General features: G+C 66.3%; 7 protein-coding genes. 5 read left to right on the top strand and 2 right to left on the bottom strand.

Annotation, left to right across the window (positions count from 1 at the left end):
- Nucleotides 1-98 precede the first annotated feature (98 nt).
- Both ACZ7L5_RS03755 and ACZ7L5_RS03750 read right to left on the bottom strand, forming a co-directional pair.
- Nucleotides 99-704, bottom strand: a complete 606-nt coding sequence (locus tag ACZ7L5_RS03755) for a hypothetical protein (protein WP_020273724.1) — start codon at nucleotides 702-704, stop codon at nucleotides 99-101.
- Entirely contained in the window at nucleotides 701-1,807 is a 1,107-nt protein-coding gene (locus tag ACZ7L5_RS03750) for a helix-turn-helix domain-containing protein (RefSeq protein WP_471514092.1), read from the bottom strand. The genes ACZ7L5_RS03755 and ACZ7L5_RS03750 overlap by 4 nt, the downstream gene beginning before the upstream one ends.
- Before the next feature lie 340 nt (nucleotides 1,808-2,147).
- Here ACZ7L5_RS03750 and drmD point away from each other — a divergent pair, with 340 nt between their 5' ends.
- Genes drmD through drmC form a run of 5 tightly spaced genes read left to right on the top strand, consistent with a single transcriptional unit; the run spans nucleotide 2,148 to nucleotide 15,927 of the window.
- Complete coding sequence (drmD, locus tag ACZ7L5_RS03745) at nucleotides 2,148-5,381, top strand: DISARM system SNF2-like helicase DrmD (RefSeq protein WP_471514090.1); 3,234 nt, start codon at nucleotides 2,148-2,150, stop codon at nucleotides 5,379-5,381.
- On the top strand, nucleotides 5,378-9,409 hold the full coding sequence (locus ACZ7L5_RS03740; protein ID WP_471514088.1) for an Eco57I restriction-modification methylase domain-containing protein: 4,032 nt from the start codon (nucleotides 5,378-5,380) through the stop codon (nucleotides 9,407-9,409). The genes drmD and ACZ7L5_RS03740 overlap by 4 nt, the downstream gene beginning before the upstream one ends.
- Nucleotides 9,406-13,170 (top strand): DISARM system helicase DrmA, encoded by a 3,765-nt coding sequence (drmA, locus tag ACZ7L5_RS03735; protein ID WP_471514086.1) that lies wholly within the window; start codon nucleotides 9,406-9,408, stop codon nucleotides 13,168-13,170. The genes ACZ7L5_RS03740 and drmA overlap by 4 nt, the downstream gene beginning before the upstream one ends.
- The gene (drmB, locus tag ACZ7L5_RS03730; RefSeq protein WP_471514084.1) at nucleotides 13,167-15,200 is read left to right on the top strand and encodes a DrmB family protein; all 2,034 of its coding nucleotides are present in this window, start codon (nucleotides 13,167-13,169) and stop codon (nucleotides 15,198-15,200) included. Before drmA ends, drmB begins: the two co-directional genes overlap by 4 nt.
- The gene (gene drmC / locus ACZ7L5_RS03725) at nucleotides 15,193-15,927 is read left to right on the top strand and encodes a DISARM system phospholipase D-like protein DrmC (protein ID WP_471514082.1); all 735 of its coding nucleotides are present in this window, start codon (nucleotides 15,193-15,195) and stop codon (nucleotides 15,925-15,927) included. Before drmB ends, drmC begins: the two co-directional genes overlap by 8 nt.
- Nucleotides 15,928-15,938: the final 11 nt, after the last annotated feature.

Genomic DNA, 15,938 nt, shown 5'->3' with positions numbered 1-15,938 from the left:
CCCCCTCGGCAATTGTTCGCCGTGACTCTCGCTGGTGGGGCTTCGCATGGCCCTGCCTCCTTGCGCAGGGGCCGTCCTACGGACTGGGGAGGCAGTTTTTACGTGGTGTGCGCGGTAGCTTCGTCGTCGCTCTGACCAGGTAAGAGTTCAGCGAGCGACCACGGGAGGACGGTGAGGTCGGCGACAGACTGGGGAAGCCGCGGATAGCGGTTCAGCTGGCGCATCTTCTGCATCAGGGCGAAGCCGTCCTCCGCCGCGACGAATCCCGCTTTCACGGCAAGCTGCATCACGTCGAGCGTCTCCGCCGTCATGATGCCCTGCCCAATCGCATACTCCAGAGCGGATTTATCGTCCGATATCCACCATGCACCGGAGAACTGGGGCCAGCGTTGGATGATGTGGCAGGTCTCGGCCTCGCCGAGGTGCTGCAGGTACCGGTCGGCTTGTCCGCCGAACACGGCTGTGCGAAGGTGCCCGACGTTCTCAACGTCATCCGGAGCCGTTACTCGGATTGCTTCGCCGAGCCAGCCCTGTTGTCTCAGGTCGTGAAGAGCGGGCAGTTGTTCGGCCGATTTGCGGGCCTCCCGCGACACAGCCGCGGTCCACTTGCCGCGGCCGGCCAGGACCGCGCGAAGCAGATCGAGGCGTTCAACGGCGGCGAAGTTACACAGGACGGTGTTGTCCGGGAACAGGAAGTCGCTCATGCTGTACCGCCGTTGTCCTGTCCGGACGCTAACTGGTCTCTGAGCTCGTCGACATCAACGCCGAGTAGCGACGCGTACGGACGCAAGGTCGCTTTGCCGGCCTCGTAGGCAGCGCGCGTGTCGCGTACAAGAAGTCCGGGGAGCCTTTTCTCCTGCGAGGCCGCGACTTGCCGGTCGAGTTCTTCCACGCGGTCAGCGACGACTGCGGCCTCGCGCACGGTCATGCGCTTGTAGTAGTCGCAGGCGCCGGCGTCGATCACACGAAGCGTGAGCAGTCTGTAGGCCAGGGTCGCAGGGCTGACCATGAAGTCGCAGCAGAGCGCGGCAAAGCTTTCCCGGGTCAATTTCACTGCACTGACTGCTTCGCGCAGCGTTTGCTCGGGCAAGAGGAAGACGGAAGCGAAGGCGTTGGCTCGCTGCTCGCTCGGGTCCATCTTCTGGGCCCGTTCGAAGATATCGCGATCGAGGTGGACGTCCTGGTCGTCGTCGGCGAGAAGGTGCCCGAGTTCGTGCGCGAGAGTGAAGCGCTGACGTGCCGGGTTAGATGTCGTAGTCAGGAGGATGAGCTTGGCACCTTGCCCCATGGCAGCGAGGCCGTCAAAGCCGTCGCCCAGCGGCTCGACAGCCACATCGGCACCGAAGACCGCCTCGATCAGTTCCGGCAGGCCGCCCTGGACCACCGATCGTCCCTGGAGCTCCACCGCCCTCCGAGCGGATTTCGCCAGCGCCTCTCCCTGGGCAGCGTAGGTACTGCCAGCAGGCGCTGCCGAGGAGACGGGCCGCCAGGGCTGCGTATAGCCGAGTTTGTCCAGGTCGGCGCGCCGGGCAACGTAGTCCCGAGCGGCTGCCAGTGCCTCGGCCGCCTTTCCAGTGGTTGTTCTCGCTGCCACGGCCAGTGGGGGCTCGGCTCCGGTGAGCAGCCAGTCCATGGAGACGTGGAATTCATCGGCAATGACCGCGAGATCAACAGTTGAGAAGGGGCTCGTGCCGCTGAGGCACTCACGGAACTGCTCGGCGTCGAGGTCAGCCTGGTCGGCGAAATCGTGGAGGCTCAAGCCCGACTGGTCGATCAGGCTTCTCACGCGATCGGAGATGCTGGACACCCGTGGACAGTAGTCCGCCATCTGCCCAGTTCTCAAGGCGAATGGCAGACGATCCCCAGGTGTCGAACCCGTACTGCTCCCCAGCCGGGAGACACCAGCTTTAGCTGGAGGATCGCATCGCGCTTGACCCGAGATCAAGCGGAATCCGGTCCAGGAGCCCGTGGCTGCCAACGCCTCCCGGGACGGTCTGTGAGGGCACTCCTGCACCCGGCTGACCAGCGATGTCAGCGAGTTCGCGCGACTCGAAGCAGGCCGCACCCAAGGTCGTAGATACTGGTGCTTTCGTGATCCTCCAGCGCCTCGTGGCGGCGCGAAGCGCAAAGGGGATCTCAGTCCGGCAATGACGGCATCGGTGAAGGAGTCTGCCCAGGTGGCGACCGCTACGGAGCATCCGCAGGGATCAGCGAGCACTACCCCGAGCGCAGCGGCCCTTCCGCCACTCCCAGAGCCGGGTCAGGTCGTCAAGGTCCGAGGCTCCACCTGGGCCGTGTCTGATGTCCGTAAGCAAGGTCTCCCCCGCAGCCCTGCCGACGAGGGAGTGCCGGGTCTAACCCATGTAGTCAGCCTGCAGTCGCTCGACGAGGACCGGCTCGGTCAAGAGCTGACCGTGGTCTGGGAGCTGGAGATCGGGCACACCGTCGCCCCGAACCAGGGCCTTCCCGAGACCGTGCGCGCCGAAGCATTCGACGACCCGAACACGCTCGCCGCATTCGTGGACGCGGTCCGCTGGGGCGCGGTCACGTCGGCGGACGCGGACTCTTACCAAGCTCCCTTCCGCAGCGGCGCGAATGTAGAGGCGTACCAGCTGGAGCCATTGCGCCGAGCTCTGCAGTCATCGCGTACGAACCTGCTCCTCGCCGACGACGTCGGCCTGGGCAAGACCATCGAGGCCGGTCTCGTCGTGCAGGAGCTACTGCTGCGCCACCGCGCCCGATCCGTGATCATCGTCTGCCCTCCGAGCCTCTCGCTGAAGTGGCAGGACGAGATGCGCGAGAAGTTCGGCCTCGACTTCGTCATCGTCAACAGCGAGCTGATGGCGAAGGTACGCCGCAGCCATGGCCTGAACGCCAACCCCTTCCGACTCTTCCCACGTGTGATCGTGAGCATGGCGTGGCTGCCGTCGCTGAGAGCGCAGCGTCTGCTGCGCGACGTGCTGGCCGACGTGCGTAGCTCAGGAACGGCTCGGCGGTACGCATTCGACGCGTTGGTAGTCGACGAGGCGCACCATGTGGCACCGGCCAGCCCAACGACGGCGCCGGGCCAGCGCGGATACGCAGTGGACAGCCATCGGACGACGGCCACAAAGAAGCTGGCGGAGGCGTGCGAGCACCGGCTGTTTCTGAGCGCGACGCCGCACAACGGCTACTCGGAGTCGTTCACCGCCCTCCTGGAAATGATCGACGGGCGACGGTTCACCCGCGGCGCAAGCATCGACGAGAAGGCGCTGAGGGAGGTGATGGTGCGGTGGCTGAAGAGCGATCTCCCGGAGAAGGGGTTCAAGGCGCGGAAGCTCGGAACCCTTCCGTTCACGCCGTCGGAAGAAGAGCAGCGACAGTTCGAGCGTCTGGAACGACTGCTGACAGAAAGCGCCCGGGCAAACGGGAAGGGATCGGGCGGCGACATCGTCGCGATGCTGCTGAAGAAGCGCTTCCTGTCCAGCCCCTGGTCCTTCGCCCGCACGCTTGAGCTGTACGAGGGTGCAGACGGCGGCGACCGCCAGCTGCAAATGGACGACGAGGACGAGTACTACACGGAGGTTCTGGGCAGCGGCCAGTCGGACGAGGAGGAAGGCTCAGCCGAGCACCCCGAGTTCACCGCGCTGCGCCACTCGAAAGCGTCAGACCCCCTGGTCGCGGCCACACGCAGCGAGATCGCCTCGCTCATCGAGTGGGGGCGCGGCTATGAGCACAAACCAGACTCCCGGCTGGAGAAACTGCTTTCCTTCCTGAGCGCCGTCTGCCGCCCCGACGGCCGCCACTGGACTAACGAACGGGTCGTGGTATTCACCGAGTACGCGGCCACCCTCGACTGGATCGCCGGCATCCTGCGGCAGCGCGGCTACAACGACGTACTGGAAGTCATCCAGGGCTCAACCCCTACCGAGGAGCGGGAGAAGATCCGCGCCCGGTTCACCGAAAGCCCCGACAAGCACCCGGTACGCGTCCTACTTGCCACCGACTCCGCAGGCGAGGGCATCGACCTGCAGACCCACTGCCACCGCCTGGTGAACTTCGACATCCCCTTCAACCCGTCCCGCCTGGAACAGCGCATCGGCCGAATCGACCGGTACGGGCAGACGCAGAACCCTGAAATCTTCCACTTCGTGCCCGTCTCCAGCTCCACGACGTACGAAGCGGACATGAAGTTCATGGGGATCATCGCCACGAAGGTCGGACAAGCCACCGAGGACCTCGGCAAGGTCAACCAAGTCATCGACGCAGAGGTGCAGGAGCACTTCAGCCCCACTCGTACGACACGTAAGCCACGGCTGACGGCGCCGGACGACGGCAACGAGGTAATCACGCGGGTGCTGGCCGGCGGTATCGAGCTGAACCGCAAGCTGACCCAGCTGTCAGCCACGTACGGCGAGTCCAAAGCCGCCATGCACCTCACACCCGCCAATGCGCGCCGGGTAGTAGATACCGCACTCGCCCTCACCTCCCAGCCCCCGCTCATCGAGATCGGCGACGACCACACCGAGGCGCAGGTCTTCGAAATCCCAAACCTCGGCCGTACCTGGCAGTGGGCGCTGCGCGGCCTGGACACCCGGCTTGAACCGGGCGTGCTGCGTCCTATCACCTTCGACGACCAAGCAGCACAACAGCGCACCGACCTTGTCCACATTCACCTCGGGCACGCCCTCATGCAGCGGGCCACCCGCACCCTGCGCTCCGCGCTGTTCAGCACGGACTCCCCGGTCCACCGCGTCACCGCCGTCATCACCCCCGACCTCCCCCAGTCGTGTGTCGCGGCCGTCTCGCGGCTCGTCCTGGTCGGGCGCGGCGGGCTACGACTCCATGAAGAGGTCTTCCTCACCGGTGTCCGTCTACGCGGCCAGGCACTCGCGGAGTCCAAGGTCGAGCAGGTACTCGATGAAACGCTCGACTCCGAGAAGCTGCTCCTCGCGGACGAGGAGGTACGGGCCCACCTTGCCGAGCAGTGGAACGACGACGGCGCGCGGTTGCGCAGCCGCCTGCTGACCGCGATGGAACGCAAAAGCGCCAGCCGGCAGGAGAAGGTCACGGAGGCGCTCACCCAGCGACGGGACTCCGACATCGCACGTGCCCGTGAGATCTTCGGCGCGTTCCGGATCAACCTGCGTGAGTCTCGTGACCGTCTGGAGCAGGCCATCCGCGCCGAGGAGGAGCTGCTGTTCACCGACGACCAGCAGAAGCAGCGCCGCCGCGACCTGCACCACATGAACGAACGCCTGGAGAGCCTGGGCGACGAGGAAGAGCGCGAGATCGCGTCCATCCGGGAGCGCTACAGCGACATCAGGCCCTACGTGTCGGCCGCCGCGGTCGTGTTCGCCCTGACCCCCGAAGACGCGAAGAACGGAATGGTTAAGGCATGAGCCGCATGTACGCCCCGACATCCGCCGACCTTCATCGCGCCTGGCTCGAACTCGTCGACGCCGACGGCCCGTTCCTAGCCGTCCCCGCCCTGGAACGCGTCTGGCCTCAGGGCATCCCCCAGCCTGACGCCCGGGCGCTCGACGCCATCAAGGACGCCAAGCCCGCCTTCGAGAAGGCTTGGGAGAACTGGGACGAGCACCGCGACGACGAAGCCGCCCTCGACCTCTACCGTGGGGCCCGCGACACCTGGGTCGACCTCGTGCTGCGCCAGGGCCTGCGCTGGGGCACCTCCTATACCGTTCCCGGCCCGGCCACTGCCGAGGTCCACTCGCCCGACTACGCCGTCTCCGTGCGAGCCAATGGCGCATTCGTCCACGGCGAAACCACCGGGGCGCTCGTCCTCATCACCGACCCTGCGGACTCCCTTCGCGACCCGCTCACCGACGGCTGGTTGGCCAGCCCCATCGACCGTATGGAAGAGCTGCTGCGCGCCTCGGAGGTCCCCATCGGCGTCGTCACCGACGGCCGCTGGTGGGCGATCGTCAGCGCCCGCTCCCAGACGATGGTCGCCTCCGGCATCGTCGACGCCCAAACCTGGATCGAAGAGCCCCAGACCCGCAACGCCTTCATCGAACTCCTGCAGCGCCGCCGCCTGATCGGCGGCAAGCCGCAGGACCGGCTGACCGAACTGTTCGGCGAGTCCGTCACCGCAGCCGAAAAGATCACCGAAGCCCTCGGCACCCAGGTACGCCGCGCCGTCGAACTCATTGTCCAAGCCCTGTCCGAAGGCGCCCTGGCCGCGCAGCGGCGCGGTGAGGCAGACCCGCTGCCCGCCCGACGCGGCGAGGTCTACGAGGCCGCCGTCACTGTCATGATGCGCGTCGTCTTCCTCCTTTTCGCCGAAGAACGCGGACTCCTTCCTCAAAGCCGCCTCTTCGCCATGGGCTACGGCATCAGCGATGAGCTCGACCTCCTTGACGCACGGGAGAAGGAGGAAGGCGAACTGGCTCTCGACGCCACCTTCCTGACCTGGCACCGACTCCTTGCCACCTCCCAGGCCCTCTACCGTGGCGCGTCCTTCGAGGACCTGCGTCTGCCCGAGTATGGCGGCTCGCTCTTCGACCCTGCCCGCTTTCCCTTTCTCACCGCCTGCGACTCTCAGGACACACTGGCCATCACGGTCAGCGACCGCGTCATGCTTGAAGTCCTGCGCGCCGTCCAGATTGCTCAGTTGCCGGGCGGCGCTAGGCGGATCTCCTTCCGCGACATCGACGTCGAGCAGATCGGTTACATCTACGAGGGTCTCCTCGGGTACTCCTGCGAACCCGCCGAAGAGATCGTCGTCGGCCTGGCCGGCAGCGCGGGCTCCGAACCGGAAGTACCTCTGGCCACCCTCGAAGAGTTCAGCCAGGCCAAGCACACCGAGGCCGCACTGGCCGATGCGATCCTCAACTGGATCAAGGTGAACCAGCCAGCGGCAAAGCCGCCCAGCAAGGCCGCTCTCACCAAGGCGCTGAAGGCCGGCGAAACACTCGACGACACCGAGACCGCCCTGCGTGACGTCACCGACGACCCCGACCTACGGGAGCGACTGCGTCCGTACATCGGCATCATCCGCCGCGACCTGCGAGGCCGCCCCCTCGTCGTCGAACCCGGCGGTGTTCTGCTTGTGGAGACCCCCTCGCGGGCCTCGGCAGGTGCGCACTACACGCCGCGCTCGCTGGCCGAGGAAGTCGTCCGTTACGCGCTCGAGCCGCTCGTCTACTCGTATGGCCCCCACCAGAGTGTCGACCAGGACGCGTGGCGGCCGCTCGACTCCGACCAGATCCTCGAACTACGCATCGCCGACATCGCCTGCGGCTCGGGCGCCTTCCTCGTCGCAGCCGCACGCTACCTCGCTGACCGCCTCGTTGAGGCATGGCAGCGCGAGGGCGTGGCGTACGGAAGGACGCCGCATGACCTGCTCGTCCACGCCATAAGGACCGTCGTCGCGACTTGCCTGTACGGAGCCGACATCAACGGCATGGCCGTGGAGATGTGCAAACTGTCGCTGTGGCTGGTGTCGCTGGACCCGAAGCTCCCGTTCTCCTTCGTCGACGACAAGGTGCTCCACGGCAACGCCCTGCTCGGCCTGACCGACGCCGACCAGCTGCGCCGCCTCCACATCGACCCCGCTGCGGCCGGTGACCAGTTCAGCATCTTCGCCCTGGACGTGGACGACATCCTGGCTCAAGCCAGCCGTCTGCGCCGTCAGCTCGCCACTGAGGTTGACGACAGCGACCCACAGCGTTCGGCCGCTACGAAACGGCGGCAGTGGCGCCGGTACCAGGAGCTGACGGTGCAGCTCGCCGACGTCGCGGACGGGGTGATCGCGGCCGGGCTGAAGTGGGGCGGCAAGCCCGGCAAGCAGTTGAAGGCGGCCTACGAGAATCTGCGTATTGCGGTGGAGAACGCCTATCCTGCAGGGGGCGGGGGGCCGGACCGGCGGATGCTTGACGGCATCAAGGAGGCCGGACTCACTCCGACGGTAGCGACGGACTACACGCGCTGGAAGCCGCTGCACTGGATTCTTGCCGTGCCGGATGTGATGGAGCGGGGTGGGTTCGACGCAGTGATCGGGAACCCGCCGTTCCTGGGTGGGCAAAAGCTCACCGGCTCAATGGGAACTAACGTCCGTGACTGGTTCGTCAACACGCTGGCGGGCGGGAGGAAGGGCAGCGCGGACCTAGTGGCGTACTTCTTCCTGCGCGCGTATCAGGTGCTCTCGCGCCGTGGTGGACTTGGGCTCATCGCCACGAACTCGGTTGCTCAGAGCGACACCCGTAACGTTGGTCTTGACCAGCTTGCCGCTGGCGGTTTCACCATCACCCGCGCGATCCAGAGCCGATCCTGGCCTGCTGCCAGCGCCAACCTGGAGTATGCGGCGGTGTGGGGAAGCCGAACCCAAATCAACTCGACAGTGCCCCGGATCGTTGCCGAGATCGATGGTGACATCGAGGTTGAGCGGATCTCTACACTGTTGGAGCCAGAGGGGCGGGCGAACGGCGACCCGGTGCGGCTCGCCGAGAACAGCGGCACCGCATTTCAGGGCTGCATCGCGTTGGGCATGGGGTTCGTCCTGGGACCCGACGAGGCTGCAGCGTGGATCGAAGACGATCCACGGAACAAAGACGTGCTGTTCCCCTACCTCAACGGCGAGGACCTGAACTCCCGGCCTGACAGCTCACCTTCACGATGGGTTATCGACTTCAACGACCGTTCGGAGCAACAGGCTCAGGAGTACAAACTGCCGTATGCGCGGGTATTGGAGCGCGTGAAACCTGAGCGAGCGAAAAATAACCGCAAGGTATATCGAGACTACTGGTGGCAGTTCGGAGAAAAGCGCCCCGCAATGAGGGAAGCTATTGCCGACCTGGACGAAATTCTCGTTCTCACTCGCGTCAGCAAGACCGTCATGCCATTGAGGGTGAAGAACACTCTCGTGGCGAGCGAGCAGGTCATCATCTTCGCAACAGACTCATGGGCTGACCAAGCATTGCTGTCTTCTTCAATCCATCAAATGTGGGCCATCAAGTATGGGGGCGGCATGAGGAACGATCCGCGCTACGCGCCATCGGACGTCTTCGTCACCTTTCCTCGACCCCGGCAAGCACAGGGTGTCATTGAGGCTGGGCATGTCCTCGACACCGAGCGTCGCGAGATCATGCTCCGTCGTGGCCTCAGCCTGACCAAGCTCTACAACATGGTGCACGACCCGGCCATCATTGACTCCGCCGACTCTGACGTAACACGCCTCCGCGAGATCCACGTTGATCTCGACCACGCCGTCATGGCCGCCTACGGCTGGGACGACGTCCCTTTGGACCACGGCTTCCACACCTATCGCCAAATGCAACGCTGGACAGTGAGCCCCACTGCACGGGTAGAGATCCTCGACCGCCTGCTCGAAGAGAACCACCGTCGTGCCGCCTCGCAGGGCGTTGTCACACCCACCGGCGACAATGAGGATGAGGAGGGCGACGAGTGACCACCCCCCGGCACGACGGCACCCAGCCCGCAGCGGGATCCGGCGGCCCCCAGGCCCCGGCCTACCTTCTCGCCTTCGAGCCCGACGACCGTTCCTGGACGGCCCGCGAGAACTTGGTCGACATCCTGAAGCGTGAGCTCCTCGGCCCGGCCAACGGCCCGGACGAGATCCTCGACGGCGTCCCCGACTCGGCGTACCTGATCGGCCGGATCGCGCCCGTGCGGCTCACCGCCGGCCAGGCCGACCCCGGCGAGGCTGGATCGGACGACGCTGCGACCGACGTGGGCGACGCCGTGGACGCTGCCGAGAGCCGAGGCGTGCCGCTCACCGCCGTCGACGACAGCAGCGCGAGCTCGGACGAGGACGAGGTCGAGGACCAGCCGCAGAAGCGTGGGTTGATGATCCCGGCGTCGATGGGGTTGCGCTTCCAGATCCCTGACGATCTCGACGAGTTCACGGTGACCGCCTCGTGGGGCACGTACGAGCCGGTGAAGGAGAAGCGCGGCGAGGGCACCGAAGACGGCTGGAACGACGGCGCGGCACCCGCTCCGGCTCTCCGTCGTTTCCAGCGCACCCCGCACGCCATCGCGAAGACGATCAAGGTTGCCGACCTGAAGCCGTCCCGTACGACCGAGATCGTGCTCAAGGACAAGATCCTTCTTCGGGTGGATCGGTACGACGACTCCGAGCGTGGCTGTCGGCTGATCGAGGTCGCGCTGTGCAACGACCGGGAGACCCCCCGCAAGATCCCGGTCGAGGCGTGGCTGTACCAGACCAAGCTATCGGTGTCGGCCGGTGGCGCTGACGTCTTCCTGCCGGTCAATGACGTACTCCTCGACACTCGTGAGGAGCCGGACGACGAACTGCGGCGGCTGCGGCTTCAGTACCGCAACCGTCTGGAGTTCGCCCATGGCCGGACCTGCTCGGTGGACTGGAAGGTAACCGAGGGAGCGCGCAGGGCCAGCGAGGTCTGGACGACGTGGCTGCCGGTGAGTGAGACGCCTCAGACGGCCGCCGAGGAGATCGGCGCGGCCCTGCTGGACATGCGCAAGCTCCAGGAGGCGTCGACCGACGAACTGCGTACGGGTCTTGAGCCGATCGTTGCGGGTTACACGGCCTGGCTGGACGGCGAGGAGCAGCGGGCCGAGGTGCTTCCGGAGCATCTGCGGTCCGAGGGTTTGGACGCGGTCACCGAGGCGCGTCGGGTGCAGCGCCAGCTTGAGGAGGGTCTGAAGCATCTCCTCGGGGACGAGGAGGCGTTGCGCTGCTTCCGGTTCATGAACCGGGTGATGGCCGATCAGCGTGTGCAGTCCCAAATCGCGGAGCGGCGAGCGAGTCGCCCGGAGGAGAGCATCGACGAGGCTCGCGAGGCGATCCTCGCGGAGAAGGGAGCCCTGGCGCATTCGTGGCGTACCTTCCAGCTCGCCTTCGTGCTCATGCAGTTGCCGTTGCTGTCCGACCCGGCGGCCGAGAAGCGGTCGGGGGATCTGGCCAAGGCGCAGCTGCTGTTCTTCCCGACCGGTGGTGGCAAGACGGAGGCGTATCTGGGTCTGGCCGCCTACACGTTCGCGATCCGGCGCCGCCAAGGCGTCGTCGATGCCTTTGAGGGGCCATTGGACGGACGGTCCGGGGTGGCCGTTCTCATGCGGTACACGTTGCGTCTGCTCACCGCCCAGCAGTTCCAGCGCGCCACCGCCCTGGTGTGCGCAGCGGAGATGGCACGGCGCGATGATGTGGCGACCTGGGGAGACGAGCCGTTCCGGATCGGGCTGTGGGTCGGTACCGATGTGAGCCCGAAGCGGTATGACGAGGCTGCCGAGCAGTTGCAGAAGGCCCACGGGGGCCGCGGGTATCGGCTGACGGTCCTGCAGATCCAGCGCTGCCCGTGGTGCGGGACGCGGGTTGAGGCGCGGGATGTGCGCACAGAGCCCGCGCTGCGTCGGGTGTACGTGTACTGCGGTGACGAGCTGGCCGAGTGCCCGTTCTCTGACGGCGGTGAGGTCCCCGACGGGCTGCCGGTCCTCACGGTCGACGAGGAGATCTACCGGCTCGCGCCGGCGTTCGTCATCGCCACGGTGGACAAGTTCGCCCGTCTGGCGCGGGAGGGCGAGGCGGCCTCGCTCTTCGGGCATGTCTCGCGACGTTGCGAGCGGCACGGCTTCGTGCACCCCGACTATCAGCAGTGCGATATCAAGGACGGCAGCAAGCACCCCAAGAAGGACGGCCATCCGGCCGCTCCCGTGCACCCAGCCACCAGGCTCCGGCCCCCGGATCTGGTCATCCAGGACGAGCTGCACCTAATCACGGGAGCCCTTGGCACCACGGTGGGCCTGTTCGAGGTGGCCATCGACGTGATGACCGACTGGCGTACGAAGGACGGGCGCCCGGTTCGTCCGCTCCTTGTCGCCTCCACCGCCACCGCACGCAACGCGGCCGACCAGGTACGTGCGTTGTACGGGCGGGACGTCACGATCTTCCCACCGCAGGTCCTGGATGCCGGGAACACTTTCTTCTCCAAGGAGATCCCGGTCTCCGAGGACAAGCCGGGTCGCCGGTACGTCGGGATCAGTACGACCGGGGTGCGCTTGACCACGGCGGAGATCAGGGTTGCCGAGGTTCTCATGGCCGGAGGGCAACTGCTTCTTGACCGATCCAGCAGCGTGGCCGATCCGTACATGAGCCTGGTCGGCTACTTCAGCGCTACCCGTGAATTGGCCGGCATGGCACGGTATATGAGCGACGACATCCAGACCGCGCTCGCCAAGGGCCGCCCCTGGTCGAAGCTTCCCCGCCGCACGGGTACCAACTACGGGTCGCTGCACGTCGCCGAGCTGACGTCACGTGTGGCCAGCGCCGACATCACCGCGACCCTCGACCAGATGGCGGTGTCATTCGATCCAGGTTTCGACTCCACCGCGGGCAAGCGGAACCGGCGCGCGTTGCGGGAGGCGAAGAAGCCTGAGCCCACGCGCGAGGTGAACCCGTACGACGTGGTACTGGCCACCTCCATGCTGCAGGTGGGGGTCGACGTGACCCGGCTGGGTCTGATGCTCGTAGTCGGCCAGCCGAAAAACACCGCCGAGTACATCCAGGCGTCTTCCCGCGTCGGCCGGGCAGCAGACCGGCCGGGCCTGGTCCTCGCGCTGGGGAACTGGGCGCGCCCCAGGGACCTCGCCCACTTCGAGCAGTTCCGCCACTACCACGAGACGTTCTATGCCCAGGTTGAGGCACTGTCCGTGACCCCGTTCTCGGTGACCTCGCTGGAACGCGGCCTGGACGGTGTGCTGGTCAGCGCGGCGAGGGTTTTGCAGGCCGCAAAGTCCGGCCAGGGCCAAGGGCTGTCCCCGGAGGACGGCGCGGCCCGTATCGAGGTCGAGCAGCACTTCGCCGGTGAGCTCATCGACGCCCTCGTGCGGCGGATTGCACGGGCCGGTGACGAGGACGCGGCCAACCGCGCCCGCCTGCGCTTGGAGAACCGGCTCGACCAGTGGGGCAAGCGGCGCAAGCACCTCGTGGAGCTGCGTAAGTCACTGGTGTACGAGCGGGTTCTGGACGACAGTCGGCACGATGCGCTGATGATGAGCGCGGAGAACGCGAAGGCGGGCCTTGACACACGGGACGCACCGCCGTTCATCGTGGCGAACTCGATGCGTGAGGTCCAGCCGGAGATTAACTTGCTGGTGAGCCCAATCAAGGAACGACTGGTGTACCGAGCACCTGACTATGCCCCGAAGTGGCAGATGCCGGAGGAGAATTCGTGAGTGACGAGACGCGGTTCGTCTACGACGTCGCTCACGCCGTCGACCCTCTGGGCGATCTGGAGCAGGAGGCGGAGAAGGCCACCAAGCACAACCGCGCCAAGGTCGGCTCAGCCCGCCCCTCCTCCCTGCTTTACACGTACGGTCCCGGCGCGATCATGGACTTGCCACAGTTCACGATCATGCCCACTGGCTTGGACGAGTGGGACCGCATCTGGCAGCGGCGTGACTCCGCTCCTCCCCAGATCCACGCTCCACGGCTGCGTGACGTGGTCCGGATGATGCTGCGCTCCCCCGACGTGCAGCTGCGGCCGTATCCCTGGCAGCCGAAGAAGCACAGCCGGTCCGCCGAGGGCAACGACCTCGGCGTCCCGTCCCGGGTCTTCCCGCAGTGGCTACGGTGCACTGGCTGCGACATGCTCGGGTTGCTCACCCAGTTCGACTACCGCAATACGCATCCCTTCCGCACCGACCTGGCCGTCTTCGAGCATGCCAAGTGCACGGGGCGCGCGGGTGGCCGCACCCGCAAGCCGATGCGGCGCACCGCCATCCCGGCCCGGTATCTGCTGGCCTGCGTCGACGGGCACCTGGACGAATTCCCGTACGACCTGTGGGTGCACCGCGGGCAGCCATGCAGCAAGGCAGAACTGCCCGCCCTGAAGATGGTCGACCGGACGGCCGGGAAGGGTGCCTCGGCCGTCATCCAGTGCGCATCCTGCGACTTGCGGCGCCCGATGAACGAGGCACAGGGCGAGGCCGGCAAGGCGAAACTGCCGAAGTGCCGCGGACGTCACCCGCACCTGGACGCCTTCGAGCCTAGGGGGTGTGGCAACGACACCCGACTGATGCTCGTCGGTGCCTCCAACCTGTGGTTCCCGGCAACCCAGTCGATCATCGTCATGCCGGAGTCCCAGGAAGAAAAAGCCAGTGACCTGGCCGACCGGGTCCGCACCGCGCTCGGCGACAAGCTCGCCAAGTACCGCGCCAACCTAGACCTGATCAGGGACCTGCTCGGGATGGACGGCGGCGTAGACGTCACCGGCCTGTCTGACCACGACCTGGAACAAATCCTTCAGGCCGCCTCCGCACCCACCGACACTCCGGAGGAGCAGGAAGAGAAGCTCCGCGACTGGGATCCGGTCGACCTTCTCGTCCCTGAATGGCGTTACTTGCTGCGCGACATCGTCGGCACCCGCGTCGAGGACCCCAAGAGCGGCCTCACCCTCGCCACCCGCGAGCGAGGCGACACCCTGCAGCCGGAGATCACCCGCGTCCTCGCGGTCGAACGTCTCCGCAAGGTGAATGCCCTGGTCGGCTTCACCCGCATTGATGACATGGACCGCGTCGGCGACCTCCCGCGCCGCCTGGCCCCACTGACCCGTACACCACGACCAGCCTGGACCGTAGCAACCGAGGACCGGGGCGAAGGCATCTTCCTCCAGCTCGACGAGAACGCAGTTGCCGCATGGGAAAAACGCGTCCTCGACACCGACATGTGGAGGTTCCACCGCGAGGCACACGTCAGAAACTTCAGACGCCGCTTCTCCGACACCGCCGACCAGGTCGACCCCGACACCCGCCTGAAGCCCCCGCGTTATTGGCTCATCCACACATTCGCCCACATCCTGATCCGCGAACTCGCCCTCACCTGTGGCTACTCGGCGGCAAGTCTCAGCGAACGCCTCTACGCCTGGCCCGCCGCGGAGGGCCGAGATCCGTCGGCCGGCCTTCTGATCTGCACAACAGCCTCCGACAGCGACGGCACTCTCGGCGGCCTCGTCCAGCTCAGCGAGCCTTCCCGCCTCCAAAGGGTCGTCGACAGCGCGCTACGCAAGGCCGCCCGCTGCTCCTCCGACCCCATCTGCTCGAAGCGCACCCCGCAGGACCCCGAGGACTTCCTCCACGGTGCCGCCTGCCATTGCTGTGTCATGGCCTCGGAGACCTCCTGCGAACGCGCCAACCGTTTCCTCGACCGCCGCTTCCTCCTCGATCTGCCCGGCAGCAACCTCGGGTTCTTCCAGGTCCATGAGTGAGGCGGACGCGCCACGACGCCTTGGCCAACTCCTCACCGGGACCGAGGCCAAAGGCATAGCGGACCGGCTCGCTGACGGTGACACCCTCACCGCGGCCCTCAAGGTCGTCGCAGTCGGCCAGCGTGCAGAGGTCCGACGCCTTCTGGAGGCGGTTGCCAGCGGCACCGGGCCAAGGCACCAACAGGTCCTGGCCCTGCGCGCAATCGAGGGGGCTCGGGCTCTGCCGACCACGTTGTCCCCGCTCTGGACCATGCCCGGACACCTCGTCAAGAGCGGACCGCTCACCACCTCGGTGACCCGCCTCGTGGACAGCGCACGCCATGCAATCACGTGCTCAACCTTCAACTTCCAAAGGACTTCAGCGCTTTGGAAATCATTACGAGAAGCCGCACAGCGTGACGACATCGCCGTCCGCGTCTATATGGACGCCCGGGCCGCGGACGGCGTCGGACAGCAACGGTCCCCGACGACTGCAGAAGTCGCTGCGCACCTAGCGCCGGCCGAAGTCTGGCGAACCAAGCAGTTCGACGGCACATACGTCCGCAACCACGCCAAGTTCCTTGCCATCGATCACCATCTTCTCCTGGTGACCAGCGCGAACTTCTCGTGGAGCGCGGAGAACAACAACGTCGAGTTCGGCGTCCTCATCGACAACCCGAACCTCGCCGAAGCCGTCGAGCGCGAGCTGCGCGAGGCGGAGGGCGCCCTGTACGAACGGATGTCTTGACGTCTCGCAGA

Source organism: Streptomyces sp. NPDC107528 (assembly GCF_055639295.1).
The sequence above is the reverse complement of the archived record's forward strand: the minus strand, read 5'-3'. Positions and strand labels throughout refer to the sequence as shown.